This window comes from Mesobacillus sp. LC4, assembly GCF_053543455.1.
Genome location: NZ_JBGCUB010000002.1, coordinates 93,642 through 119,237, shown reverse-complemented (window position 1 = coordinate 119,237; position 25,596 = coordinate 93,642). Strand labels below are relative to the sequence as shown.

At 42.7% G+C, this 25,596-nt stretch carries 23 protein-coding genes; 8 read left to right on the top strand and 15 right to left on the bottom strand.

Features of this window, described 5'->3' with window-relative positions; translation table 11 throughout:
- Positions 1–386: 386 nt before the first annotated feature.
- The 5 genes from AB5I83_RS07265 to AB5I83_RS07245 form a co-directional block, all read right to left on the bottom strand.
- A complete protein-coding gene (locus AB5I83_RS07265) occupies positions 387–767 on the bottom strand; it encodes a peroxiredoxin family protein (protein ID WP_448974113.1) in 381 nt (126 codons plus the stop codon).
- A gap of 16 nt (positions 768–783) precedes the next feature.
- Positions 784–1,131 carry a DsrE/DsrF/DrsH-like family protein gene (locus AB5I83_RS07260; RefSeq protein WP_448974111.1) on the bottom strand — a complete coding sequence of 116 codons (348 nt, stop codon included), beginning with the start codon at positions 1,129–1,131 and terminating at the stop codon, positions 784–786.
- A 164-nt stretch (positions 1,132–1,295) separates the two neighbouring features.
- Positions 1,296–1,793 (bottom strand): cupin domain-containing protein, encoded by a 498-nt coding sequence (locus AB5I83_RS07255; RefSeq protein WP_448974109.1) that lies wholly within the window; start codon positions 1,791–1,793, stop codon positions 1,296–1,298.
- A 114-nt stretch (positions 1,794–1,907) separates the two neighbouring features.
- A complete protein-coding gene (ypfJ, locus tag AB5I83_RS07250) occupies positions 1,908–2,756 on the bottom strand; it encodes a KPN_02809 family neutral zinc metallopeptidase (RefSeq protein ID WP_226086276.1) in 849 nt (282 codons plus the stop codon).
- Between the two features lie 288 nt (positions 2,757–3,044).
- Positions 3,045–4,172 (bottom strand): NAD(P)/FAD-dependent oxidoreductase, encoded by a 1,128-nt coding sequence (locus tag AB5I83_RS07245; RefSeq protein ID WP_448974107.1) that lies wholly within the window; start codon positions 4,170–4,172, stop codon positions 3,045–3,047.
- A gap of 311 nt (positions 4,173–4,483) precedes the next feature.
- On the opposite strand from AB5I83_RS07245, the gene AB5I83_RS07240 reads away from it, so the two are divergent.
- Complete coding sequence (locus AB5I83_RS07240) at positions 4,484–5,656, top strand: MFS transporter (protein ID WP_448974105.1); 1,173 nt, start codon at positions 4,484–4,486, stop codon at positions 5,654–5,656.
- A 38-nt stretch (positions 5,657–5,694) separates the two neighbouring features.
- Here the strand turns inward: AB5I83_RS07240 and AB5I83_RS07235 are convergent, their stop codons facing one another.
- Positions 5,695–7,320 (bottom strand): ATP-binding protein, encoded by a 1,626-nt coding sequence (locus AB5I83_RS07235; RefSeq protein ID WP_448974103.1) that lies wholly within the window; start codon positions 7,318–7,320, stop codon positions 5,695–5,697.
- A 178-nt stretch (positions 7,321–7,498) separates the two neighbouring features.
- On the opposite strand from AB5I83_RS07235, the gene pepF reads away from it, so the two are divergent.
- Positions 7,499–9,316: an oligoendopeptidase F gene (gene pepF / locus AB5I83_RS07230; protein ID WP_448974101.1), complete on the top strand. Its 1,818-nt coding sequence runs from the start codon at positions 7,499–7,501 to the stop codon at positions 9,314–9,316.
- A 39-nt stretch (positions 9,317–9,355) separates the two neighbouring features.
- Here the strand turns inward: pepF and AB5I83_RS07225 are convergent, their stop codons facing one another.
- The 5 genes from AB5I83_RS07225 to AB5I83_RS07205 all read right to left on the bottom strand — a co-directional run bounded on the left by AB5I83_RS07225 (position 9,356) and on the right by AB5I83_RS07205 (position 15,796).
- A complete protein-coding gene (locus AB5I83_RS07225; RefSeq protein WP_448974099.1) occupies positions 9,356–9,949 on the bottom strand; it encodes a hypothetical protein in 594 nt (197 codons plus the stop codon).
- Between the two features lie 14 nt (positions 9,950–9,963).
- Complete coding sequence (locus tag AB5I83_RS07220) at positions 9,964–11,139, bottom strand: ParM/StbA family protein (protein ID WP_226642674.1); 1,176 nt, start codon at positions 11,137–11,139, stop codon at positions 9,964–9,966.
- 739 nt (positions 11,140–11,878) lie between these two features.
- Complete coding sequence (locus AB5I83_RS07215; protein ID WP_448974096.1) at positions 11,879–12,214, bottom strand: zinc ribbon domain-containing protein YjdM; 336 nt, start codon at positions 12,212–12,214, stop codon at positions 11,879–11,881.
- A 209-nt stretch (positions 12,215–12,423) separates the two neighbouring features.
- Positions 12,424–15,507 carry an efflux RND transporter permease subunit gene (locus tag AB5I83_RS07210; protein ID WP_448974094.1) on the bottom strand — a complete coding sequence of 1,028 codons (3,084 nt, stop codon included), beginning with the start codon at positions 15,505–15,507 and terminating at the stop codon, positions 12,424–12,426.
- Positions 15,508–15,646: 139 nt separating this feature from the next.
- A complete protein-coding gene (locus tag AB5I83_RS07205; RefSeq protein WP_023613442.1) occupies positions 15,647–15,796 on the bottom strand; it encodes a hypothetical protein in 150 nt (49 codons plus the stop codon).
- 168 nt (positions 15,797–15,964) lie between these two features.
- Between AB5I83_RS07205 and AB5I83_RS07200 the strand changes: the two genes are divergently transcribed.
- Positions 15,965–16,957: a DUF3231 family protein gene (locus AB5I83_RS07200; RefSeq protein WP_448974092.1), complete on the top strand. Its 993-nt coding sequence runs from the start codon at positions 15,965–15,967 to the stop codon at positions 16,955–16,957.
- 74 nt (positions 16,958–17,031) lie between these two features.
- Here the strand turns inward: AB5I83_RS07200 and AB5I83_RS07195 are convergent, their stop codons facing one another.
- A complete protein-coding gene (locus AB5I83_RS07195; RefSeq protein ID WP_448975243.1) occupies positions 17,032–17,115 on the bottom strand; it encodes an IS3 family transposase in 84 nt (27 codons plus the stop codon).
- Positions 17,116–17,274: 159 nt separating this feature from the next.
- On the opposite strand from AB5I83_RS07195, the gene AB5I83_RS07190 reads away from it, so the two are divergent.
- Genes AB5I83_RS07190 through AB5I83_RS07180 form a run of 3 tightly spaced genes read left to right on the top strand, consistent with a single transcriptional unit; the run spans position 17,275 to position 20,683 of the window.
- Positions 17,275–18,345, top strand: a complete 1,071-nt coding sequence (locus AB5I83_RS07190) for a glycosyltransferase (RefSeq protein ID WP_448974090.1) — start codon at positions 17,275–17,277, stop codon at positions 18,343–18,345.
- A complete protein-coding gene (locus AB5I83_RS07185; protein WP_448974088.1) occupies positions 18,342–19,676 on the top strand; it encodes a hypothetical protein in 1,335 nt (444 codons plus the stop codon). Before AB5I83_RS07190 ends, AB5I83_RS07185 begins: the two co-directional genes overlap by 4 nt.
- Positions 19,673–20,683, top strand: a complete 1,011-nt coding sequence (locus AB5I83_RS07180; protein WP_448974086.1) for an NAD-dependent epimerase — start codon at positions 19,673–19,675, stop codon at positions 20,681–20,683. Before AB5I83_RS07185 ends, AB5I83_RS07180 begins: the two co-directional genes overlap by 4 nt.
- Before the next feature lie 118 nt (positions 20,684–20,801).
- Here the strand turns inward: AB5I83_RS07180 and AB5I83_RS07175 are convergent, their stop codons facing one another.
- Genes AB5I83_RS07175 through AB5I83_RS07165 form a run of 3 tightly spaced genes read right to left on the bottom strand, consistent with a single transcriptional unit; the run spans position 20,802 to position 23,171 of the window.
- Positions 20,802–21,752 carry a PDR/VanB family oxidoreductase gene (locus AB5I83_RS07175; protein WP_448974084.1) on the bottom strand — a complete coding sequence of 317 codons (951 nt, stop codon included), beginning with the start codon at positions 21,750–21,752 and terminating at the stop codon, positions 20,802–20,804.
- A 13-nt stretch (positions 21,753–21,765) separates the two neighbouring features.
- On the bottom strand, positions 21,766–22,224 hold the full coding sequence (locus AB5I83_RS07170; RefSeq protein WP_448974082.1) for a dimethylamine monooxygenase subunit DmmA family protein: 459 nt from the start codon (positions 22,222–22,224) through the stop codon (positions 21,766–21,768).
- Positions 22,221–23,171 carry a heme-dependent oxidative N-demethylase family protein gene (locus tag AB5I83_RS07165; protein WP_448974080.1) on the bottom strand — a complete coding sequence of 317 codons (951 nt, stop codon included), beginning with the start codon at positions 23,169–23,171 and terminating at the stop codon, positions 22,221–22,223. The genes AB5I83_RS07170 and AB5I83_RS07165 overlap by 4 nt, the downstream gene beginning before the upstream one ends.
- Before the next feature lie 307 nt (positions 23,172–23,478).
- Between AB5I83_RS07165 and ahpC the strand changes: the two genes are divergently transcribed.
- Together ahpC and ahpF are read left to right on the top strand one after the other, a co-directional pair.
- The gene (gene ahpC / locus AB5I83_RS07160; protein WP_167830988.1) at positions 23,479–24,042 is read left to right on the top strand and encodes an alkyl hydroperoxide reductase subunit C; all 564 of its coding nucleotides are present in this window, start codon (positions 23,479–23,481) and stop codon (positions 24,040–24,042) included.
- A 13-nt stretch (positions 24,043–24,055) separates the two neighbouring features.
- Positions 24,056–25,585 carry an alkyl hydroperoxide reductase subunit F gene (ahpF, locus tag AB5I83_RS07155; RefSeq protein WP_448974078.1) on the top strand — a complete coding sequence of 510 codons (1,530 nt, stop codon included), beginning with the start codon at positions 24,056–24,058 and terminating at the stop codon, positions 25,583–25,585.
- The last annotated feature ends 11 nt before the right edge of the window (positions 25,586–25,596 follow it).

The following is a 25,596-nucleotide window of genomic DNA, read 5'->3' as shown; positions in this document are numbered from 1 at the left end:
AAACCTGTCTTAAGTTTGCCCATCTTTTGACAACTTTTCGTCTTTTGACACCAAACCTGTCTTAAGTTCCTTCATCTTGTGACAGCTTTTCCTCTTTTGACACCAAACCTGTCTTAAGTTCCTTCATCTTGTGACAGCTTTTCGCCTTTTGACACCAAACCTGTCTTAAGTTTGCTCATCTTGTGACAGCTTTTCGCCTTTTGACACCAAACCTGTCTTAAGTTCCTTCATCTTGTGACAGCTTTTCGCCTTTTGACACCAAACCTGTCTTAAGTTTGCTCATCTTGTGACAGCTTTCCGTCTTTTGACACCGAACCTGTCTTAAGTTCCTTCATCTTGTGACAGCTTTTCTGCTGTACTCCTCAAACCTGTCTTAATTCCCACACTTAAAAATGCATAAATAGGTCAGCGGATGCTGCTTCGTTCAGCAGCCATTTGATTGGTACCTGCTCTGCTGGATGGATAAATTCAAAGTGGTCGTTCATATCCATATCCACCACATATAGTTGGGCTCCCATTTCGACGGCGATCCCAAGTAGGTCATGAACAGAAGATACTCCGAAGTCATTCAATGCATTTGATAAGTATTCAAGGTCCTCAGACGGAACGGATACATACCGTTTATCAAGAATGTTGACTCCCCTGCGGGAAAATGCCAGGATGACATCTGCACCGGATGAGGCAGCACCTACGGCCAAATTCAAGGGTGGGTACGCGGACTCCAATTCATCATGCAAAGCCATCACCACTACTTTTTTCTTTTCCATCAGCTCTTCCCCTCCATTAGTAACTTAGCACTGCATCTGCCTGGTAGGCTGTCTCCAGGAAAGTTGCGACCCCTGATAGTTGCGCACCGTCAACTAGCTCAAGTCCATCGGCAATCAGTACATTCATCTGGCAGCCGAAAAATCTAATCCCCTTATCCATTGCCTGCTGCATTAGTTGTTGCAAATCCATATTGTGTGTTCTCTCCATGATTTTCATATATCGTTTATCCAGGACTCGGGCTCCATCTAAATCAAAGAAAATTGATACTTCGTTTTCCTCCTCAGCGTTTTTAAGCGCTTTTTTTAGAACATAAGGGACATTGGAACTCAATGAAACAAAGTAAACAAATTTCTTATTCGCCATGTGGCTTCCCTTCCTTCACGTCGTTTATTTCTACAACTAATTATCTTTTCCAAATGATTGATAAACCTCACAATCATTATATACCCTATTAGGTATATAATAAAGCAAAAACACAGGCAGCTGCCTGGTTCTTAAAACCAAGCTGCTGCCTGTCTCTTTACCTATTATTTCACCCATTTATGAAGCAGGGGTCCTGTTTCGCCATATACCGGATCTGTCTCTGGTACTGGCACGTTTTTAATTTGGGATAGTGCCTGTGCCCTCGTCCCTGGGTCTTCTTTTTTCAAATCAGGATTCCGGCCGTTTGGATAAGCACCTACGACGGCAAAGTCCTGGCTGCTGTCTATCTTCTTGTGGCCGGTACCTGCCGGAAGAACGATGACATCTCCCGCTTTGAGCTCGAGACGTTCTCCGCTGTCACCGCCAATCTGCACGGTCGCGCTGCCTGATTTCACACCAAGCACTTCGTGGGTATTGGTATGATAGTGATGGTAATCGTAAATGTCACCCGTCCATGTGCCTGTCCAATTATGCTGCTCGAATTGTTCCTCCATGCTCAAGTTATCGTCAAAAACACCCTGATAGACAATGACCGGCAATGTCGGGTTGTTCGGGATATCACCTGTGTCCTGTGCAAAAAATGAATGTACTTGAGTTCCCATTGTGGAATCTGCTCCTTTCTTTTATTGTATTTGAAGTATACTTTTAAAAGTGAAGTGCCCACCACAATACTCCTTATGATGGCATCAGCCAAAATGGCCTATGCTTATCTCTACCTAAAATTCTCTTGTGTTAAACGTATCGCCTTGTTCAAGATTGCCAGCTTTGTAGCCTTTCTTGAACCAGCTTTTCCTCTGCTCTGACGTTCCGTGCGTAAAACTTTCTGGCACGACATAGCCCTGAGACCGCTTCTGGATCGTGTCATCTCCAACCGCACTGGCTGCATTCAAAGCTTCCTCGAGGTCTCCTTCTTCAACTACACCCATTCCCTGTGCATGGTGAGCCCATACACCTGCTAAATAATCAGCCTGAAGTTCAAAACGGACTTGATATTTATTGAATTCTGTCTGGTCCAAGCGACCGCGCAGTGAATTCAGCTTATCAGTAGTTCCCAGTAGTGTCTGCACATGGTGTCCTACTTCATGCGCGACAACATAAGCCATCGCAAAATCACCAGGCGCCTGGAATTTTGTTTGTAGTTCATTATAAAAACTAAGGTCAATATAGAGTTTCTGGTCACCCGGACAATAAAACGGCCCTACCTGCGACCCAGCCATTCCACATGCAGATTGGACACTTCCTGAGTATAAAACGAGGGTAGGTTCTTGGTATTCCATACCTTCTTCGGCAAACACCTTTGACCATACTTCCTCTGTATCGGCAAGGACCACTGAGACGAATTGGGCAAGCTCCTCTTCCTCGGCCGATTGCTCATAAGGTGCAGGAGACTGGTTTCCGCCGTTTGTCATATTATCGACGACATCCCCCATATCGCCACCACCAAGGAATGTCATAACCACTAATAGGATGATCCCTCCAAGGCCACCACCCATGAGCATGCCTCCGCCGCCCATCCCCCTTCTATCCTCTACATTGCTGCTCCCTCTTCTGCCTTTCCATTGCATGATGTTGGCTCCTCCCTGCTATATACTAAACACTGATAAACAATCTATACTGGATGTCCTTAGTGTTATACCCGCTATGAAGCGATTTATTTGCCTTTCTATGAATATTTTTTTGGCAACTCACTATGAACTCGTAACGATCTTATTAGCCAACCAATACACAAAAAGCAAGCAGGCTACCTCCATCCAGTGGTTATCCTGCTTGCTTTGTTATTTTTTATAAGGAAGTGATATGGACAGCTAGATAGTCTTTCTTAATCTAGCTCCGTGCTTTCGTTTTTTCATTCCCTAGGAAATATTATCGCCGATGGCTCCTGAGACATCGTACTGTTCGATGTCTATTTCGAGCTCTTCGCCTGCTGCCAGTTTCGCTAGCTGGGCACCCAGATAGGGTCCGACTGTCAGGCCTGATGCTCCCAATCCATTTGCCAGGAATAGATTTTCATAGCCAGGGACAGCTCCAATGATCGGAAGGAAATTCGGCGCGACTGGACGGAAACCCACTTTTGTTTCGAGATAAGTTGCATCTGCCAGTCCTGGTGCGACCTTCAATCCTTTATCAATGATTTCATTCATGCCGCCAAGAGTCGGGCGAAGGTCAAACCCCTGCTCGTCTTCATGTGTTGCACCAATGACCACCCTGCCTCCATCGAACGCAAGAATGTACTGGTTATTGGGAGGCATGACTACAGGCCAGCTCCCGGTTTCTGTATCCTCCAGCATAAGATGAATGATTTGAGCTTTTTGAGGAGAGATGCTTAGCTTTATACCTAGAGGTATCAGCAGCTCAGGTGCCCATGCTCCTGCAGTCAGGATGATGCTGTCACCTTCATATCTTATGTCTCCGACTTTAACTCCCGTCACTTCTTCTCCGGAGGATTCTAATTGGGCATCTCCTTTTACGATGGACGCTCCATGTTTTTGGGCAGCATTCAGGAGAGCATCTCGCAACAATCGTCCGTTTACGCGTGCTCCTCCGGTTACATACACAGAAGCATACTCTTCAGACAGTGGCGGAAAAAGCTCATTCGTTTCTTGCTGGTCCAGCTGCCTGATCTCTCCGATTTCTGGAGCATCTTCTCGCCTTACAAGCGCTCTTTCTTCCATTTTCACAAGTTTTCCCTGATCATAATGAAGGCTGATTGCGCCAACACGCTGATAGCCTGTTTCCTTCTCGCCGTTCTCTTCAAGCTGTTTAATCAGTGCCGGGTAAAAGGAGGCACCATTCTTTGCGAGGAAATACCAGGCCTTATTCCTTCGCTGGGTCAACCAGGGACAAATGATTCCAGCTGCTGCATCCGTTGCTTGTCCTGGTTCCCCACGGTCAATGATCGTTACATTCCTGCCTTCCTTCGCTAAATGATAGGCAGTGGATGCCCCTAATATTCCAGCACCAATGACAATATATGTTTTCATTCCCTACACCTTTTCCGTAAAAGATTCTTGATATCATTCTACAGAAATCCAGCGATAGACACAAAACTACTTTAATTGTAAGGTCCCATTCTAGACTCATTCTTCAACTCATTCCGGTCTATATTAAAGTTTTGAATGATAAATCCTAAAATACCAAATGCTAATCTTCTAGAGAGGGCCGATCGCTTTTAAAATTTTGTTTCCACTATCGAAAAGTAATTTTCGCTATACCTTTGGGGTTTCTGATATAATTTTTATTATTGTGTACCTACTAGCAATGAAACCGTTGATGTAATGGAGTGAATATAAAGATGAACACCAAAAAGGCTTTGCCTATTTTATTTTTAGTCATGTTTCTCGTGATGGTCGGCTTTGGAATTATCATTCCAGTCATTCCTTTTTATGCAGAAGAAATCGGGGCAACGCCAACTCAACTAGGCTTGTTGATGGCGGTCTATTCCTTGATGCAGTTCCTTTTCGCACCAATGTGGGGCCGAATTTCCGACAGGATTGGCAGAAAGCCCGTCATTATGATCGGTATTCTCGGGCTGTCCCTTTCCTTTTTCCTCATGGCCCTTTCCACTGAGCTTTGGATGCTGTTTGCAGCAAGGATCATTGGCGGATTTTTGTCCTCGGCTAATATGCCGACCGTCATGGCTTATGTCGCGGATATCACATCCGAGGAAGATCGTGGTAAAGGTATGGGAATTATTGGTGCGGCAGTCGGACTCGGGTTTATTTTCGGTCCTGCGATTGGCGGCGTCTTTTCACAATCCAGCCTGAGCACACCTTTTTTCCTTGCAGGAGCGACATCACTGATTACGTTCCTATTCGTTACTTTTGTATTGAAAGAGTCGCTTTCACCTGAACAGCGCAACAATCAGCAAAAGGAAAGAACGTCTTTATTGAAGGCTCTGAATGGACCGCTCTCCATGCTATTCCTCCTTCAGTTGTTCGTCTCACTTTCTCTTGCAGGACTAGAGGCAACCTTTGCTTATTTTGCTGCTGAAAAAGCAGGGCTTGGTTCCGTCGAATTAGGATACATTTTCATGATCATGGGATTGGCAGGAGCCATCGTACAGGGAGGATTAGTCGGCAGGCTGACAAAGACGCTTGGCGAGGGTACGGTCATCCAGCTGGGTATTGTCATTTCAGCAGCAGGGTTTGGATTGATCCTCCTGACTGAAGGGTTTGGGACTGCCGCGTTATTCCTGACGATTTTTGGAATTGGAAATGGGTTGATACGGCCAAGTGTCTCTTCATTACTGACAAAAAAATCGACGACTGGTCATGGCGGCACGACTGGATTGCTTTCATCCTTTGATTCTCTTGGCAGAATTATCGGACCGCCATTAGGCGGATGGCTGTTCTCGATTGCCATTGGAATGCCTTATATTTCAGGGATTGTTTTATCTATAGTTGCCCTGGTTTTGTACCAATTCTATCAGGCACGATCAAAACCTTCTCATTCATTGGACCAATAAAAGCAAGAAGGAGGATGGCTTATTTCGCCATCCTCCTTTTAATTCGCTAAGGGGAGTTTTATTTCAACTAAGGTCCCATCGTTTAACTTACTATGATAGGAAATCGTCCCATTGTGCTGTTTAATGATTTTATGGCAAATCATTAAGCCGAGACCCGTTCCTTTCTCCTTCAATGTGTAAAATGGCTCTCCTAGGCGAGGAAGTAATTCTTCTGGAATTCCGCACCCTTCATCTTGAATAGAAATGATACATTCACCATCTATCCCTTTTTTCAGTTTTATATCGACATTTCCACCCTTAGGCATGGCCTCCATCGCATTTTTAAAAACATTCAGGAACAACTGCTTGATCTGGTTTTTCTCACATACTATGAAGAAATCTGTACCCAGATAACTTCGGCTGAATTGGATATTTTTCATATTGGCTTGCGGGGATAAGAATTCGACCGTATGATCCATCAAATCACATAAGTTAGCCCTGTTAAGCTGAATAGCCTGAGGTTTCCCTAAAGAAAGCATTTCACTTGTTATTGTTTCGATCCTTTCTAGTTCGCTTAGAAGCAACTCATGTATTTCATTTGATTCATTTTCTTTTCCATAGAGCTGTACAAACCCCTTTATTGTAGTGAGCGGATTCCGTATTTCATGGGCTACCCCTGCTGCCAGTTCCCCAACAATCGATAACTTTTCCGATTGCAAAAGAATCTCTTCCGCTTTTTTTCGCTCAGAAATATCCCTGCTTATGATCACAATATGTTCAATCAATTGATCATCACTTAATACCGGCATGCAGCGGGACTCAAATTCTATCCATTTTCCAGTGAGATGCTGAAAACGAAACTCAACTGGCTTTGATTCTTTACTTTTGGCGATTTCGGAAATTGTTTCCCTAAAATAGACGACGTCATCAGGATGAATTAACTTACATAAATCTATTTTCTCTAGCTCCAGAACACTATATCCCAGCACCACTTCATGTGAGGGAGAAAGATAACTTACAGCATGTTCTTTATTCATTACCATGATGAGGTCAGATGTATTCTCAGCTATGAGACGATATTTTGATTCGCTTTCGTCCAGGGTCTGCTCCATCCTCTTACGTTCTTTAATAATTCTGTATAACTTTTCATATGACTCGATCATGATTCCACCAAGGAACACTCCGATTGAAATAAACAATAAGTATTGAAGGTGAAAAACTGGATTATCTCTAATCACGTTTAAAACGATCGGTACAGTAATAATATATGTAACTACGTAGGAACCCAGCAAGATCAAATACCTCTTGACTGGCTGAAAATGTACAGTGAATTTTTGTATAACGAACAATACGGTCATGACTACTAACCAGCCAATTATGGCTGGAAACCAGTTATCAGATACCATTAATCTTGATAGCAATGCAATGCTGCCGGTAATCATGCCGGCACCTGGTCCCAGATACGCGAAGACTAAAATGATTACCGCATACCGGATATCATATGTGTAACCTTGATCCTGAAACGATAAGCTGACAAGCACAGAAGAAACACCGCCTGCATATAGCCCCGTCCAGATCCATAAATGCTTAAGTGGTTTTAGATTAAGATAAGAGCGAATGATTAAAGGAGTACTGACCATTAATGAAAACATCGAGAGGTTAATTAAGTAATCTAGTAAGATCAACTGGCTCCCACCTATATATACTGAATTTATTAATTATCATAAACCAGAGGATGCACCTTTTCTATAGATTTTTTTACTATCAACCATGATTATTTTTAAAAATTTTTTCAATAATTAAAATTTTTCTTAAAGTATTTCGATTATCGTAGTAATATAGAGAATAAAGGGGGAGATTCATTTGACTAAAACGATTGAAAAGCGTCCTGTCCGCTTTGAGGTCCCTGCGGATTTGACTTGGAACCTGGATGACCTATTCCTGTCGGATTCGGACTGGGAGACTGCACTTGAAGAAATTGAAGCTGACGTCAAAGAATTCGCGGGCTTTAAAGGAAACTTACATACTAGTGCAAAATCACTGCTTGAATGTCTTACTGCTCAAGAAGAATTGACGAAGAAACTGGTCAAAGTCCGCACATATGCTAGCTTGAAGCAATCCGCGGATGGCACAGATCCTGTGAATCAGGCAAACTCCGCAAAGGTTGCAGCTATCGGCACACAGGCATTGTCTGCTCTATCTTTTATCTCATCTGAAATACTGGAGTTTAAAGATGGGAAAGTAGAAGAGTTCCTACAGGAAGAGTCGGGTCTGGAACCATTCAGAAAGAACTTAGTTGAGCTATTAGAAATGAAACAGCACAAGCTATCGCCCGAAACAGAAGAGGTACTCGCTGCGCTTGGAGAGGTCCATGCAGCTCCTTATAACATCTACGGTATGGCTAAACTTGCCGATATGCAGTTCGCATCCATTAAGGACGAAGAAGAAAATGAGCTGCCTGTTTCTTTTGCATTGTTTGAGAGCCGTTATGAATTTTCACCAGACACATATGTCCGCAGAAAAGCGTATGATTCCTTTGTCTCCACACTTAAACAATATAAAAATACAATCGCTGCTGCCTATGCAACTGAAGTGAAAAAACAGGTAACCCTCGCAAAACTGAGGAACTATGAGTCTGTTACCGATATGCTATTGGAACCGCAGCAGGTAACAAAGGAAATGTACAATAATCAGATCGATATCATTTACAAGGAACTGGCACCACATATGCGCCGATTCGCCCAGTTAAAGAAGAAGGTGCTGGGTCTTGATAAGATGAAGTTCTGCGACTTGAAGGCTCCTTTTGATCCTGATTTCGATCCAGCCATCACCTACGAAGAAGCTCGCGACCTGATCACAGAGTCCTTGCAGGTCATGGGTCCTGACTATACGGCCATGATTAAAAAAGGCTTTGATGAAAGATGGGTAGACCTTGCTGATAATGTCGGAAAATCAACAGGTGCATTCTGTTCAAGCCCTTATGGTTCACATCCATATATCCTGATCACATGGGCAGACAATATGCGCGGCTGCTTTACGCTTGCCCATGAGTTCGGTCATGCGGGACATTTTTACCTGGCGAATCAAAACCAGCGCATCATGAACGTCCGTCCGTCCATGTATTTTATTGAAGCCCCATCGACCATGAATGAAATGCTTCTTGCACAGCATCTTCTTGATAAAAATAAAGAAGATGTCCAGATGAGTCGCTGGGTCATTCTGCAGCTTCTGGGAACGTATTATCATAACTTTGTCACTCACCTGCTTGAAGCAGAGTATCAGCGCCGCGTATACGCCCATGCTGAAGCCGGCAAAGCCCTTACTGCAAAGACCCTTACAGAAATCAAAACGGATGTCCTTGAAGGCTTCTGGGGCGGTACAGTAGAAATCGATGAGGGAGCTGGCTTGACTTGGATGCGCCAGCCTCATTATTACATGGGCTTATATCCATACACCTACTCTGCAGGCTTGACCGCATCGACTGCCGTATCACAGCTGATCAAGGAAGAAGGCCAGCCTGCCGTGGATCGCTGGCTTGAGGTGCTCCGTGCGGGCGGCACTATGAAGCCGCTGGAATTGCTGAAACATGCGGGATTGGATATGTCGACACCGGAACCTGTCCGAAAAGCTGTTGCTTATGTTGGTTCATTGATTGACGAACTGGAGCAATCGTATCAATAAAAGCAGAAAAACCCATGGGTAAGCGCCCATGGGTTCTTCTTATTTATTCATTTTAGCAAGGAAGTCTCCAAGAAGGTCGTCTAATTCCTCTTCCTTCTCTTCACTTTCCTCTTCCGATGTTTCCGTTTGCTTAATCGATTCCCACACAAATGAATCAAGGTCATCATCCATTGGGTCGTTCTCAGCTGTTGAAGCTGTTTCTTCTATTACCGGTGAGTCCTCTGTTACAGTTGCTGACGGAAGATCCATTTCTTCTTCCTGAAGGAATAGGGCCTCGTCTATTTCAGTTGACTTGCTGTTCAATGATGCAAGCAGTGCGGTGGCCCGTATGGGGTCTGTCAGCAGATGATACACGATATTGCCCAGCAAAGCCTCTGAATGCTCATGCTTGATCCAATCCCGTTGCGATTTGCTGAGATTGCGCGGAAGAGGGATAGTGATACTTTCTCGTTCCCTGGAATATGAATTCCCCACACCCTGCAAGACATAATCTGCAATCTTGCTAGAGAAGTTTCTTCTCTCAGTTTCTTTTAATTTTTGAAGCTGCCTTAAGATATGGTCTGGTGTATCAGACGGGATACGGAACGAAAGTGCTTGTCCTCTTTTTATCTCATTTGGGTTGGCTTTTTTCATGGGATCACCTTACTTTAGCTTTTAACAGGTTCAGAAGTGGCTTTGCTGCTCTTCTCTGATTTCTTCACATAATCCATGATGAGCTTATAGTAAGCATTGGCCATCATCCAGATGCTTTCTTTTTCATCCTCGAAAAATTCGATGTTATAGCCATCAAGATTATTGTTCAATGTCTTAATATACTCTTTCAAGACTGTCGCACCGCCGCCGACAAAGTAGCATATTTCCGTTTGTGAGTTCTTTGCCCAAACATTACGAAGCAAGCGATATTGCTTCTTAGCCAGTTCTAGAAGGATACGGTCCGTGATATCATGGACGCTTGTACGGCTTCCCTTAACCATGATGTGGTTGCGGTCATTTTTGCGTGTGATGATCTCTACAACATCTGTGCGGCTGTCCAGTTCAACGCCATGCTTGCTGCGGATTTCTTCCCTGATTTGTTCGAGCGCCTCAGAAACTCCAAGGTTGAAGCCCTGTGCCTTGTCATCATCTACATTGCGGTTTTTGATGACAGCGATATCAGTAGATAAACCGCCAATATCCTGGATCAGGATTCTTCTATCAATTAGATCCTTGTTGATGATTTTTAGGCTGTTATCCATTACTAGATTGATATAAGCTGCGAATCCTTCTGGATATACCTTCACTTCATCAAATTTGATATTAACTTTCAGGCCCTGATACTTTGGAGTAACAAGGAATTCTACCTGGTGAACGGATCCAACAAGTTTCGAACGGTAGCCTGCGTCTTTTCCTTCCTTCACTTCACGAAGCGGAAGTCCAGTTCCAAGGGTATAGTTCGCATCGATGACATTCTTGCTTTTCGGAAAAAGCTTTGCATTCTCTTCTTTCACTGCATCCAAAGCAAGAGTTGCAAAAAGCATGATCAATGTCTGATCTTCCTCGGACTTGCTGCTTCCAGGATCTAATTCTGTCGCATTATCACTTTTAGTCGCTAGATTGCCGACACGATAAATCGCGTTATTATCCTTCAGGGCAGGGGAGTGGACACGGATATGAATTCCATCGAGAGGATCCTTCGTATCAAGCTCCTCAATCCCGATGACAGGACGGTCTTCTGTATCCCTTGCTACGATGTTAGGGATATTGAGCTCATTATCGAACTCTCCAAAAATAGCTTTAATAGAATCGTTACCAACATCAACAGCTGCAATTCTAGATTTCGTCATTTTCATCATTCCTTTTCAATAATCTAATGTAAATCTAAGTAATTATGTATACTCACTTACTATTTTAAAGGTAAAGGTAAATAATAGATACTGCAAGCAGTACGGACAAAAAGAAATATAAATGTAAACATGTAAACGCGTTGTAAACAGAAGGTTATTGTATACATAATTGTACACAACGAATACAAACTTGTATACATATTGATTTAACAGCATGTACACGCATTCGTATACTTGTAAACATAATTGTACACGTGATGTTTACATTTTGTATACATGTTTACTTTTATGTGTACGACTGCTAAAAACGCGTATTTTTTCTATTAATTTCCATTATTCCTTCTCCAACTCCCTCCCCTACCCTCACTTTTTATTGGTAGATTTTATGCAAATACAGAAAGGGAAAATGCGTGCCCATAAAAAGGTGAAGAAGAAATAGATAGATATTCAACTGAGGTTTCTGTGTAAAATCCATATTCCTATCAAACACAGATTAAAAACGATCCTGAAATTTGCGGTTGCAGTGCAAGACTAGGATGAAAAAAGTAAAAGGATCTCGGAAGCAGATTAACGAAACCCAGTAGCACTCAGGTCTGTGGGTTGTATAAGAACAGGCAGTCCCCCTCCCCTCTCGGTAATGGGCAGGAAAATCAATGTAGGATAACGTCGAAGGATGACGACAGAGGAAGAAGATTGCAGATAAAAAAGAAAAGCCAGGTCAATGCCTGGCTTAAGGAAGTTAGATTTTCTTAACAAATTCAGATTTAAGCTTCATCGCTCCAAATCCTTCTAGTTTACACTCAATATCATGGTCACCATCAACTAAACGGATATTTTTAGCCTTCGTGCCAATTTTAATTACAGATGAAGTACCTTTCACTTTAAGGTCTTTGATGACAGAAACGGTATCACCATCGCTCAGAATATTTCCGTTCGAATCTTTGATTACCTTCCTATCATCTGCACTCTCAGCCGCGGGATCCCACTCATGGGCGCATTCTGGACAAATGAGCAACGGTCCATCCTCATATGTATATTCTGAACTGCATTTTGGACAATTTGGCAAATTAGACATCGTTTAAGCCTCCGAATTCCTTTTTAATAAGCTTTATTATAGCCAAGTTGCAGCCACATTCCTATCGTATTAGCAAAATACGGCTGTTAATCATCAAAAGTCAGTAAAACCATATAGAATAAGGCTTTACTGAGTACCAAACAGATTAGAAGACTTCTGAATAACAAAAAGCCCCGATAGGACGATCAATCATCCATCAGGGCTTTTCATTAGTTTTCTACAATGTCCTTACGATTTTTCTTGAATATTCTTGATAGAACTTCATATACAATCGGTACGATAATCAGAGTTAATAATGTGGAGCTAATCAAGCCACCAATTACCGTGATCGCAAGGCCTTTGGAGATCAGTCCGCCTCCTCCTGAGCCGATTGCTAATGGAATCAAGGCACCAACCGTAGCAATAGCGGTCATAAGGATTGGACGTAAACGTGTAGCTCCTGCCTCAAGGACCGCTGCACGCATTGTCAGCCCTTCTCTTTCCATATGAATGATTCGGTCTACAAGCACAATGGCGTTCGTTACGACGATACCAATCAGCATCAACAGACCCATCATGACTGAGACAGAAATCGTTTCACCTGCGATCAGCAATCCAACAAATGAACCAATGACTGCGAATGGAAGCGAGAATAGGATCGCAAATGGTGCCACACCTTCACGGAAGGTAACGACCAGGATAAAGTAGACGATCGCAATCGCAGCAAGCATTGCAGCTCCAAGCTGGGTGAATGTTTCGGTCATATCTGCCTGGACACCTGCCACACCAACTTCCACACCTTTAGGCAAATCTAGTTCATCAATTGCTTTTTCAGCATCAGCAGCTGCCTTTGAAATATCCTTGCTTACGACCGTTCCTGATACTGAAGCATAGTACTGGCCTTTGCTGCGGGCCAATGTATTCAATGTAGTACCTTCTTCAACTGTTACCAATTCTGACAGCGGCAAGGTCGTTCCCAGCGCTGTTGGCACTTCTGTGGCAAGGATGTCATCGATTGATTCTGGCTGTTCAGCTTGCTCCTGCTGGACAATGACATCCAGTGATTCTCCATCTTTTTCAACAGTCGTCAAAATTTCTTTCGATTTGTTCGGATTGAGCATCATGACAATCTGTCCTGCCGTCAGACCATATTGCAGCAATTCATCCTGCTCAACCTTGAAGGTATATTCTACATAGGCATCTTCTGCACTGGAAGTTACATCTTTCAAGCCATCAACAGCCTGCATTTCCTCTTCTACCATCTTGACTGTTTGATTTAACTTGCTTAGATCCTCACTGTACAAGGTATAGCTGATTTCATTCTCAGGCATCGACATTCCGCCGAAATTCTGGCTCTTCCATTCACCGCTGTGGCCAATGTTGAAGACATATTCCTCTAGTTCATCCCTTACTTCTGAAAAGTTCTCCATATCTGGGTCAAAGATCAGGTACATTAATGCTCCGCCTGCTCCTCCGCCCATCATGGCCGCCATCTGATCTGCCTCTTCGTTGATCGATACCTGTACGATATCGATGTCATCGCGCTTCAGCATTTCTTCTTCTACTTCAGCAACATTTTCAATGGTTTCATCCTTAAGCTCACCTGCTTTAGGTGTGTAAGTCAGATACATTACTTTATCTTCTTCACTGCCCATGAAGCTGAAACCGATGATTGGTGTCAGGGCAAGACTTCCAGCAAGAAGAACAACAGCAATGAGAGAAGTGATAATCTTATGGTTAAGTGACTTATTTAATACGCCCTTATACCAATGCGCCATTTTTCCAACTTCCTTATGGCTGGTTTCCGTCTTCTCCCCATATAACTTCTTCCTGAATAAAAAGTGGGATAACGCTGGCACAATGGTAATCGCTACAATCAGTGAAGCACCCAGTGCAAAGGTCATCGTCAAGGCAAATGGCGCGAATAATTCCCCTACCATGCCGCCTACGAAAATCAATGGTGCAAATACCGCAACTGTCACAAGCGTCGAAGATAGGATTGGCTTGAACATTTCAATCGTCGCTTCACGCACAAGTGCCCGGCCTGTCAATCTCTCTTCTTTTAAATGCAGGCGTCGATATATATTTTCCACGACGACGATCGAGTCATCGATTACACGGCCAATCGCTACAGTAATTGCGCCCAGTGTCATGATATTAAGTGTGATATCCATCCAGTTCAATAGCAGCAATGCCATAAATATCGAAACTGGAATCGAGATAATTGATATAATCGTAGATTTGAAGTCACGCAGGAAAAGAAGGATGACAAGAATCGCAATCAATCCGCCAAATAAAGCTTTTTCAATCATCGTAAAGACTGATTCTTCAATTGGCTCTCCCTGGTCAAGTGACACATCAATGACTAAACCATCTATTTTGGACTTTTCTTCCTTGATTAAATCTTTCACTGCATTCACTACATCAACAGTATTCGCTTGCTGTTCCTTGACAATCTGCAGGGCAATCGCATCTTCCCCATTCGTGCGGGAAATGGATTGAACTTTACCAACCAGCTCAACCTCAGCCACTTCGCTTAGTTTTACAAAAGGTGATGGATTGGCTGCAGAAGGAGTGACCGGAATCAGCATGTTTTTCAATTCATCTGTAGTCGTGAACTTGCCATCGACAGCAACGGCCTGCTCCCCTTCTTTAAACTCAAAAAGGCCTAATGAAACGCCAAGGTTGCTGGCCTGGATCATTTCCTTCACTTTGGCTTCTGTTAAGCCAAACTGAGCCATCTTCGCCTCGTCATACATAAGTTTGACTTCTTCGATATGCTGGCCTGTCATTGTCACAGATGCAACACCATCGATTTTATCGATCTTCGGAAGGATAATTTCCTCAACAGTTGATGTCAGCTCGACAATATCCTCTGTAGTGCTGCTGACACTCAATGCAGCCACTGGCATCATGTTCATGCTGATTGCCGTGATTGTCGGCTCCTGAGCCCCTTCCGGCAGAGTCACCATATCCAATGCCGATTGTAAGGCCCGTTTGGCTTCATCCATATCGATACCATACTCATACTCGACCTGGATACTCGACATATTGGAGTAGGAATTTGAATAGACATATTTAACGTCTTCCAGCCCCTCCACTGCTTTTTCAATCGGGATCGACACATCCTCCATTACTTTTTCAGGAGTCGCACCAGGATAAACATCCATAACCATCAAGTAAGGAATGGATATATTCGGAATGGTCTCCATGTTCATCCGCGTACCAGAATAGATTCCAGATACCGTGATGATAATCGTAAGCAGCCACACGGCCAGTTTATTTCCAAGCACAAAATTGACTAAATTTTTCACTGCTGCACCTACCTCAAATTAACTTTATTGACGATAATAATGTTACTGACTGACCGGTCATTTGTCAATTGTAGATGTACAGAAGTTGCAATAAAGAGCATAAAAAAATCCGCCTCATCAAGAAGCGGATTTTTTATGATTATTCATCATCTATTTCGCCATCACCGATCTCATCTTCTTCCTCGACATCTTCCAGCTGTTCTCCTTCTTCAGGCGGTGCGTCATTGCCGCAGCCTGTTACAGTGAACATGGAAATCGCCAATAAAAACATGAATAAAAGCTTTTTCATTTTCATTCCTCCTTTGAAAAAAGTTTTTCCAATGCTATCTATTTCTATGTAAACCTGATGTCTCTCTGAAAAAAGAACTCAGCTATATAAAATCCCAAATTAAATTCTTCTATTTGTAATAAATATCTGGCAAAAACGAACAATAAAAACAAAGGAGTGACTCGCCGAATGAGTGGAACAAACGTAGATCTCACCTCAACGGAAATATCGAATATATGGTCTTCCTACTTGAAAAGCAGCATGGAGTTGCGATTCTTTCAATATTTCCAGGCAACTGTTGAGGATCCAGAGGTTAAAACTATAGTAGAAAAATTGGTGAATTTTTCTGAACAAAGCCTTGAAGATCTAAAGGCTATTTTTATAAAAGAGAACCTGACAATCCCATTGGGATTTACTGAAAAGGATGTCAGACTGGATGCAGATAAGGTATTTTCAGACACCTTCATCCTATATATTTGCCATGATATAACGATGCTGTCATTAAGTACATACCCAAGCGCATTTCCCGACTGCACCAGGAAGGATGTCAGGAATCTTTTCCAGAAGGCAATAGAATTCACAGTACAAATACAAAATGAAATTACAGATCTAATGCTATCCCAGGGTATCTACCTAAAATCTCCGCAGGTAGCGATGGATCATACCGTGGATCTGGTTGATGAGATGAAATACCTTAATGGCTTGTTCGGCGGCTCAAGACCGGTGAATGCAGCCGAAGTCGCCAACCTTTCAAGAGTCATCCACCGGGCACGCTTTTCGAAAATGATCCTTGTCACTTTCAGTAAACTGGCTTCTCATAAAGATGTGAAGAAGCATTTCAGCAAAGGAAGAGATGCTCTCGAAAAAGTCCTGGAGACACTTGGCGATGTCTTTGAAAAAGAAAACATCCCCTATTCAGCTTCCGGGGATTATAATATTTTTGAAGTAAGAAATTCACCTTTTTCCGATAAACTCATGCTATTTTTCGTAAACACATGCCTCGGAATGTTCTGCTTCATCATGATCAACCAGGCACTGACCTCCAGTTTGAGGACGGATATCGTCACCAAATTCACGATAATCTCCAACCAAATGAAGATGTTTTACGGAAAAGGCCTGCTCCTGACCATCACTGAAAAATGGCTTGAACAGCCTCCTCAAGTGTTGGACCGAAAAATATAGGAAATAAGCAGGTTCAATTTGAACTGCTCCCCGTCAAGTAGACAGTGGAAATAATAAATACAATCTAAGCGACTTTAGCCCCGGTATTCCACAGGGTTAAGGTCGTTTAATCTTTTTTGGTATCGTTCATGATTATAAAAGTATATATCCTCATCAATGGCCGCAGATTCTATAGAACTTCTATCCCCTTAAAATTTTCCTTAGAAATAAAAATCCGCGGCCTCCCCTTAATTCTTTTCCTATATGTCCAAGTCCTTTTTCCCTTCCTTCATAAACTATGTACGAACAGCTACGTTAATCGAAAGGAGAAGGTATAATTGCAAACTGTTATTCACTTAAACTTGAGGGTTGATCCCACCCAGTATATCCCTCAGATACGAGAAGTCCCTGGTTACGATTATATTCATATGGTGCGTCAGCCAAAGTACATGACTGACCTATCTCTATTAAATGAAAAGGTTCACTATCTCAGTGAAATTTATTCCCCAAAGAAGTTCATTAAGAAAAACAATGTTTCTCTTTTACATGCCCACCATGGCCAGTTGGGCATATTGCTGCTCCCTTTCAAGGAAAAGACAAAACTTCCGCTGGTAACGAGTATTAGAGGCCGTGATGCAACCCTCGCTGATCAGCCCGTGGCCTATTTGGAACATATGAAAATGCTCTTTGAGAAAGGAGACCAATTCTATCCTGTTTGTCATTATTTAGCTGAACGGATTAAATCCTGGGGCTGTCCTCCAGAAAAAATCAAGGTCCTTTACGGAGGAGTTGATTTAACAAAATACCATTACAGAGCTCCGAATGTACTTGGATCAGGACAGAATATTCTTTCCGTAGGCAGATTGGTAGAAAAAAAGGGCCATCATGTATTGATGCAAGCCTTCCAAAAAATTAAAGATCGCTTCCCTGATTCCACGTTGACCATCATTGGAAGAGGAGAACTCGAGGAGGAACTCCTCTCTTTAGCCAATCAACTAAATCTAGGTGACTCATTCCGCCTATTAAATCATCTCCCAAAAGAGCAAGTACAGCAGTATATGATGAATGCCGATTTGTTCTGTGCTGCAAGCCTTGAGGCCGCCAATGGAGACGTCGAAGGAATACCAAATACCTTGAAAGAGGCCATGGCGTTAGGGGTGCCGGTAGTCTCTACCTATCATGCGGGCATCCCTGAATTGATTACCCATGATAAAGAAGGGGTTCTCGTACAGGAAAACAATGTCGATGAACTTGCAGCTGCACTTGAATATATGCTGAACAACAGGAGGCATTGGACATCTTATACTAGCGCCGCACGGCAAAAAGTTGAACAATACTTTGATGCTGAGAAACAACTTCTTTTACAGGCAAAATATTACGATGATTTGTTGGGAGGGAAAAGCAAATGAAGGAATTTAAATCAATTAAAGTTACCAAAGGCATAAAAACCTTAATAATTGATAACCCAACTAACTATCCAATGGTTGGAATGGGCTCTCAAGGGGCTGTATTTAAGTTATCTGAAGAAAAATGCGTAAAAATCTATACTGACGAGATGCAGGCGAAGATGGAGGCGGAGGCACTGAAAGCTGGCCAACATTTATCCTTTTTCCCAAGACTATATGAAACAGGGACTAATTTTGTGGTAATGGAATACTTTAACGCACCTACATTGAAGGAATATCTGCGAAACTGCACCTATATCCCGGAATCGATTACAAAAAAACTTCTTTCTATGCTAAATGCAATGAAAAAAGCAAATTTTACGATGGTCGATGCACCACTGCGGCATATTTTTGTCCTGGAAAATGAAGAATTAAAAGTAGTCGATCACGTCAACGCCTTTAAACGGCAACACCCTGTTCCACTTAAACTATTAAGAGATTTAAATATTATTCTATTAAAAGATTCTTTTTTATCCCGAGTCCAAAAAATGGAGCCCGATTCCTTAAAAACATGGGAAGAGTATTTCGATAATAACAGTCTTGATTACAGGAATATTCCTGTCACATCAGGCGGTTCCGGAAAAGGTGTCAAGGTAGACAGTGCTATATCGCAGCCACTAATCGGCAAGGGCCATCAAGGGGCGGTTTATCGCATAAGTGAAGACAAATGTGTAAAGATTTATGGCAAACCAGATCATTGTAAACAAGAAAAAGAGGTTTTATTATCCAACCAGGATTTACCCTTTATTCCAAAGGTCTATGAAACAGGTCAGAATTATATTGTCATGGAATATTTAAGAGGTGCTAATCTAAACCAGTACCTAAAGAAGCAAAATAGTCTTTCAGAAGAAATAACAAAGCGACTATTAGACATTTTAACTGCGATGAAAAATTCTGGATTCAAACAAATCGATGCACCGTTAAGGCATATTTTCCTGACCAATCAAGGGTTCAAATTTGTCGATCATGTTTACTCATATACGCGGGTACAAGACCGTCCTCTCGAATTGTTCCAAAACCTTCATGAAAGAGGTTACCTGGAGGCATTCCTTGAACAGGTAAAAGCATTGGACCCTAAAACTCATGCAAAATGGACGAGCGAGCCTATCCCGCTCTCTGAGAATAATCAGGAAATTGTTGAAGAGGTTGCAGCAAAAGAGGCACAACCAAAGAAAAAAGCGCATACTACAGAAAAAGAACAGTCAATGAAAAAAGCGAAGCATCCTGCAGGAAAGAGCAACAAGAGCTGGTTTAGAGAACAATATCGAAATCCGTTAAAGGATAGAAGAAGATGAGTATTATCGTTACAGGTGCAGCTGGATTTATAGGGTTTCATCTGTCAAAACAACTATTAGCACTGGGATATCACGTGATTGGTATTGATAACCTGAATGAATATTATGATGCCGTTCTGAAAAAGGATAGGTTAAAACTGTTAGAAACAAACGCTAATTTTACTTTTTACAAAATGGATTTGGCAAATCAAGAAGAAGTACATTCCCTCTTCAAAAAGCATTCAATCAATATCGTGATCCATTTAGCTGCTCAAGCAGGAGTTCGATATAGTCTAACCCATCCACACTCATATGTTCATTCGAACCTGCTGGGATTTTTGAATATTTTAGAGGGGTGCAGGCAATTTCCGGTAGAACACTTGATTTACGCCTCTTCCAGCTCTGTATATGGGGCAAATACCAAAATCCCCTTCTCCGAAAAAGATCCAGTCGACCACCCGGTAAGCTTGTATGCTGCCTCCAAAAAGGCAAATGAATTAATGGCCCATACGTATAGCCATCTATATGATATTCCCACCACAGGCCTGAGATTCTTTACAGTATACGGCCCATGGGGAAGACCTGACATGGCCTATTATTCATTTACAAGAGATATTATTCAAGGCAACCGAATAAACGTATTCAATCATGGAGACATGAGCAGAGACTTTACTTTTATTGACGATATCGTTGACGGAATCGTCAAGCTGCTCCATCGTCCGCCTATGCAACAGGATGAATGGAATCGCAAAAAGCCAGAGCCAAATTCCAGCTATGCTCCTTATAAACTCTATAATATCGGTAACAATAACCCAGTAAAGCTCCTCGATTTCATTCAAACTCTAGAAGAAAAAATCGGCAAAAAAGCAGAGAAGGTATTTTTACCAATGCAGCCAGGTGATGTGAAAATCACTTATGCTGATATAACTGACCTTCAGAGGGATGTAGGCTTCTCTCCTTCTACAGCGCTAGAAAAAGGGCTAGAATCCTTTGTTGATTGGTATAAAGAGTATCATCTAAAAGAATGATTGTTAATGGTATAAACAGCACCTAGCTATAGGCTATGGACCAATTTCAGAAGAAAACTGAAATGGCCGAATAAAATACAACAAAAACCGCATCCAGGTGAATGCGGTTTTTGGCATGCTATATATCCAATACCAGGTTCCCCTTCCCCCGCGAAACGCAGCTTAGGATTGCCCGATTTGAACGCTGCTGGTCTTCTGTCAGGAACGAATCGTAGTGATCAATCTCCCCTTCAGCTACCTTCACTTCACATGTACCGCAGCCGCCTACTCTACAGGAATACGGGACGGCAATGCCATTTTGGCGAAGTACATCCAGCAATGATTGGTCTGCTGGCACTATGAGATGCTTGCTGCTCTGGTTCAGGGTAATTCCAAACGGGACTGAGTCCTTCCTTACGGGTGGTGCGAATCGTTCATAATGGACATTGAACGCAGGGTAGCCAAAGCCTTTTGCTGCATTCGTGAATTCCTGTATCATTTTTTCAGGCCCGCAAAAATAGACATGTGTACCGATTCGGTGATTTTTAAGAAGGTTGACTGTTAACCGTTTAGGATTCTCCCCTTCTGAAAAATAAAAATGGCAATACCCAGGATATGTCTTTTTCAAGTGGTCATAAAATGCGCACTGCTCCTTTGATTTTGCTGCGTAATGCAGTTCAAAGGAATGTTCTTTTTCAGCAAGGTTCGCCATCATTGATAAAAAGGGTGTAATTCCAATACCAGCTGCATAAAAAACATGATGCTTAGCCTGGAAACTCAAAGGGAAATGATTTTTCGGGTAGCTGACCTTCAAAACATCTCCTTCTGATACATGATGATGCCAGTAGTCAGACCCGCCAGTTGATGGTTCTGCCAGCCTCACTGCGATTTCGATCAAGCCTGGTTCAGACAGGTTAAAAACTGAATAAGACCTCTCCAATGTCCCTGATTCCTTCGGCAAATATGTGGTAATATGAGATCCCCCGCTGAATGGCGTCAGCTTTGATCCATTCAAATCCTCCAGTGTGAACCTTTTAATCGTCGCTGTTTCTTGTTTAATTGATTTTATCCTTATGTCGATGCAATCCATGGCTCCTCCTATTCTATTTGATCGTGACATACCCCAAATAGGCATCCAAACGGCGTGAATAATGATCTGACACTTCAAGCTCCAGTCCGCAGTGTGCACACGTGATATATGATTGAACATCTACTTCACTTTCACCGTGACAAGTACAACAGACCAGTTTTTTCTTAGCTGTCCCAGTAGGGAGCGAATGCAAGTCATGTTCAGAAAAGCCTATCTTCAATGCTTTATTTTGTATCCTTTTTAAAAAATCCTCTGCACCCGAAATGTACAGATACACCCCCATTTTCTGCTTTATGAACCATTCATCCACAAAGCTTTCTTCACTCTCATCTTGAAAAATATGAAAATCAAATGGCACATTCTCATTTATTGCCTTGCTAACGAGAATGTATAAAGACGTGGCACCTTTTGAATCTGCACAAAACAGAAACTTTCTCTTGCCTTCCATCAATGATAAATGATCTTGATTCATCTCTTGTTTAATTCCCCTTCCAGATACTCCAGAACGACTTCACGATAGAGAGAGATGCCCTTATAGCCAGCAATGAATTCAGGAAGTTCTTTCAGGATCGCTGAAAATTGCTCCAGCCATGGAGTATGCTGTATGAATTCCTGCAGCGGAAGCATATGAGTATGGATTGTAAATAAAATACCGTTGCTTTTTGGCAGACGGAATAATTTTTGCACTTCCACTCGAAAATGAACCAATTCGCCAACATTATCTTTAGTCACTTTTTTGCGGCTCTGGCCCCATTCTGCAAAGGTTTCAAGCGAGGTATCCAAGGTGTTTCCAGCCATCAGCGACCAGTTTTTCCTCCACCATGGCCTCCCTGCCTCGATTCTCATTAAAAATTGGAGGATGCGTTCATCAAGAGAGTCGGATTTGAAACCGGGAATGGGTGTATGTATTTCTTTGAATGACATACCAGCATCAAAATACAAGGACCAATTGGCCGGAAAGCAGAGCTGGCCCGCATCCAGGAATAAATCTCCGTCCCGCTGCATCATCAGGATTAAGTCTTCCTGAACATGCCGGCCTACAAAACCAAGAGGCTCCACGTCCAGTGTCGTCGAATCCCCAAATGTGAAGGAGTATTTTTCATCAGTATGAAGGTTCGTGAAAATCCATTCATCATCGTTGGTAACAAGCTTGAATTTTCCGGGATCATATTCGGCCAAATCATGCAAAATCAAATCCAATGCTTCCCACTGGGCTTCCATGGTATGGGGCTCTGAATGATAACATCTTTCCGGGTGCTTATTCAGCAGCTTTCTTTTCAGATTCATTTCCTCTATATAAGTTTCCGTCACTTCGATGGCAATTGGTGGATTTAATGGAATGGCATTGTTAGAATATCTATATACATCATGTTCACCAAACGGATAAGGAAATGAACGGATATCCTCAGTGGAGACCATCCAACCCCTCCTTTTCTGAATTTTTCATCTACTTAATACTATACAGAAGTTGGCTGATGAATTCATTACAAGCGGGAAAGTTGGACAAGCTTATATAGGGCAAGTAGGAAAACTCGGTATAATTGTGTCTTTTTCCTGAAATAATGATGAAGTATGCAAAGCCGGAGTTTTATCACTTGACACTTAATTGGTTTTATATAATAATCGTTACTGTATTAGAATTATTCTAGTTTACCGAATAGTTAACTGAAATCATCAGTGAAACTATTTCAAAAAATAATTCAACCATTCAAGGAGGAAATTAATCATGGCATTAATCGGTACTCAAGTTCTACCATTCACAGCAAACGCATTCCACAACGGAGAATTCATCACTGTTTCTGAAGAAAACCTAAAAGGCAAATGGAGCGTAGTTGTATTCTACCCAGCTGACTTCACATTCGTATGCCCAACTGAACTTGAAGACATGCAAAACGAATATGCTACATTAAAAGAAATGGGAGCTGAAGTATACTCTGTATCAACTGATACTCACTTCACTCACAAAGCATGGCATGACCACTCAGAAGCTATCGGCAAAATCGAGTACATCATGATCGGCGACCCTTCACAGAAGATTTCTCGTAACTTCGATGTATTGAACGAAGAAGATGGTCTTGCAGAGCGCGGAACTTTCATCATCGATCCAGACGGCGTTATCCAAACTGTTGAAATCAACGCAGGCGGAATCGGCCGTGACGCTAGCCAGGTAGTAAGCAAGCTAAAAGCAGCACAATATGTACGCAACAACCCAGGCGAAGTTTGCCCTGCTAAATGGAAAGAAGGCGGCGAAACGCTTAAGCCAAGCCTTGATCTTGTAGGAAAGATTTAAGGGGTACACTCCCATGTTATTAGATGCAGAAATTAAAGCACAATTAGCCCAATATCTTCAAATGATGGAGGGCGATGTGCTGCTTAAAGTTAGCGCAGGATCGGATGATGTATCACGAGACATGCTGGCTTTAGTCGATGAATTGGCAACAATGTCATCCCACATCAAAGTGGAGCATGCAGAACTCGAAAGAACACCTAGCTTCAGTGTCAACCGCCCTGGCGAAGACACTGGCGTGACTTTCGCCGGCATTCCTTTAGGACATGAATTCACTTCATTAGTCCTGGCTCTATTGCAGGTTAGCGGAAGAGCTCCTAAGGTAGACCAGAAAGTCATCGATCAGGTAAAAGCGATCAAAGACGAATATCGTTTTGAAACTTATGTCAGCCTGAGCTGCCATAACTGCCCTGATGTGGTGCAGGCCCTGAACCTGATGAGCATTTTAAACCCTGGCATTTCCCATGTCATGATCGATGGCGCAGCTTTCAAGGAAGAAGTTGAAAGCAAGCAGGTCATGGCCGTGCCTACGGTATTCTTGAATGGTGAAACATTCGGAAGCGGACGTATGTCCCTTGAAGAAATCCTTGCAAAAATGGGTTCAGGCCCTGATGCAACTGAATTGAACGACAAAGATCCTTATGATGTCCTTGTTGTCGGCGGCGGACCAGCTGGTTCCAGTGCGGCCATCTATGCAGCACGTAAAGGAATCCGTACAGGGATCGTTGCAGAACGCTTCGGCGGACAGGTTATGGATACTTTAGGCATTGAGAACTTCATCAGCGTGAAGCATACTGAAGGTCCGAAGCTTGTTGCAAGTCTTGAGGAGCATGTAAAAGAGTACGGTGTTGATATCATGAACTTGCAGCGTGCTAAACGCCTGTCTAAGAAAGACCTCGTTGAAGTTGAACTTGAAAATGGTGCAGTCCTTAAGAGTAAAACTGTCATCATTTCAACTGGTGCCCGCTGGCGTAATGTCAACGTACCAGGAGAAGCTGAGTTCAAGAACAAAGGGGTTGCCTACTGCCCTCACTGTGATGGACCATTGTTCGAAGGTAAAGATGTTGCGGTTATCGGCGGAGGAAACTCTGGTGTTGAAGCAGCAATCGACCTTGCGGGTATTGTAAAGCACGTAACAGTCATCGAGTTCAACCCAGAACTTAAAGCTGATGCTGTTTTACAAGAACGCTTGAACAGCCTTCCAAATGTTACAGTCGTGTCGAACGCACAAACAACTGAGATTACCGGAACAGATAAAGTGAACGGTATTTCCTATGTTGACCGCGCAACTGGAGAAGAACATCATGTAGAGTTACAAGGTGTATTCGTCCAAATCGGCCTTGTACCGAACACAGAATGGCTCGGAGACACGCTTGAACGCACTCGCTTCGGTGAGATTGTCGTAGACAAGCACGGTGCCACTGACCTTCCTGGCGTCTTCGCAGCAGGCGACTGCACAGACAGTGCATACAAACAAATCATCATTTCAATGGGATCAGGTGCAACCGCAGCATTAGGTGCATTTGATTACATGATTCGAAATTAAATTATGCAAAA

What these genes read in the sequence shown, in the direction of transcription:
- AB5I83_RS07265 (WP_448974113.1), bottom strand. Translation starts at nt 767, where the DNA reads ATGGAAAAGAAAAAAGTAGTGGTGATGGCTTTGCATGATGAATTGGAG.
- AB5I83_RS07260 (WP_448974111.1), bottom strand. Translation starts at nt 1,131, where the DNA reads ATGGCGAATAAGAAATTTGTTTACTTTGTTTCATTGAGTTCCAATGTC.
- AB5I83_RS07255 (WP_448974109.1), bottom strand. Translation starts at nt 1,793, where the DNA reads ATGGGAACTCAAGTACATTCATTTTTTGCACAGGACACAGGTGATATC.
- ypfJ (WP_226086276.1), bottom strand. Translation starts at nt 2,756, where the DNA reads ATGCAATGGAAAGGCAGAAGAGGGAGCAGCAATGTAGAGGATAGAAGG.
- AB5I83_RS07245 (WP_448974107.1), bottom strand. Translation starts at nt 4,172, where the DNA reads ATGAAAACATATATTGTCATTGGTGCTGGAATATTAGGGGCATCCACT.
- AB5I83_RS07240 (WP_448974105.1), top strand. Translation starts at nt 4,484, where the DNA reads ATGAACACCAAAAAGGCTTTGCCTATTTTATTTTTAGTCATGTTTCTC.
- AB5I83_RS07225 (WP_448974099.1), bottom strand. Translation starts at nt 9,949, where the DNA reads ATGAAAAAAGCCAACCCAAATGAGATAAAAAGAGGACAAGCACTTTCG.
- AB5I83_RS07220 (WP_226642674.1), bottom strand. Translation starts at nt 11,139, where the DNA reads ATGACGAAATCTAGAATTGCAGCTGTTGATGTTGGTAACGATTCTATT.
- AB5I83_RS07215 (WP_448974096.1), bottom strand. Translation starts at nt 12,214, where the DNA reads ATGTCTAATTTGCCAAATTGTCCAAAATGCAGTTCAGAATATACATAT.
- AB5I83_RS07205 (WP_023613442.1), bottom strand. Translation starts at nt 15,796, where the DNA reads ATGAAAAAGCTTTTATTCATGTTTTTATTGGCGATTTCCATGTTCACT.
- AB5I83_RS07200 (WP_448974092.1), top strand. Translation starts at nt 15,965, where the DNA reads ATGAGTGGAACAAACGTAGATCTCACCTCAACGGAAATATCGAATATA.
- AB5I83_RS07185 (WP_448974088.1), top strand. Translation starts at nt 18,342, where the DNA reads ATGAAGGAATTTAAATCAATTAAAGTTACCAAAGGCATAAAAACCTTA.
- AB5I83_RS07180 (WP_448974086.1), top strand. Translation starts at nt 19,673, where the DNA reads ATGAGTATTATCGTTACAGGTGCAGCTGGATTTATAGGGTTTCATCTG.
- AB5I83_RS07175 (WP_448974084.1), bottom strand. Translation starts at nt 21,752, where the DNA reads ATGGATTGCATCGACATAAGGATAAAATCAATTAAACAAGAAACAGCG.
- AB5I83_RS07170 (WP_448974082.1), bottom strand. Translation starts at nt 22,224, where the DNA reads ATGAATCAAGATCATTTATCATTGATGGAAGGCAAGAGAAAGTTTCTG.
- AB5I83_RS07165 (WP_448974080.1), bottom strand. Translation starts at nt 23,171, where the DNA reads ATGGTCTCCACTGAGGATATCCGTTCATTTCCTTATCCGTTTGGTGAA.
- ahpC (WP_167830988.1), top strand. Translation starts at nt 23,479, where the DNA reads ATGGCATTAATCGGTACTCAAGTTCTACCATTCACAGCAAACGCATTC.
- ahpF (WP_448974078.1), top strand. Translation starts at nt 24,056, where the DNA reads ATGTTATTAGATGCAGAAATTAAAGCACAATTAGCCCAATATCTTCAA.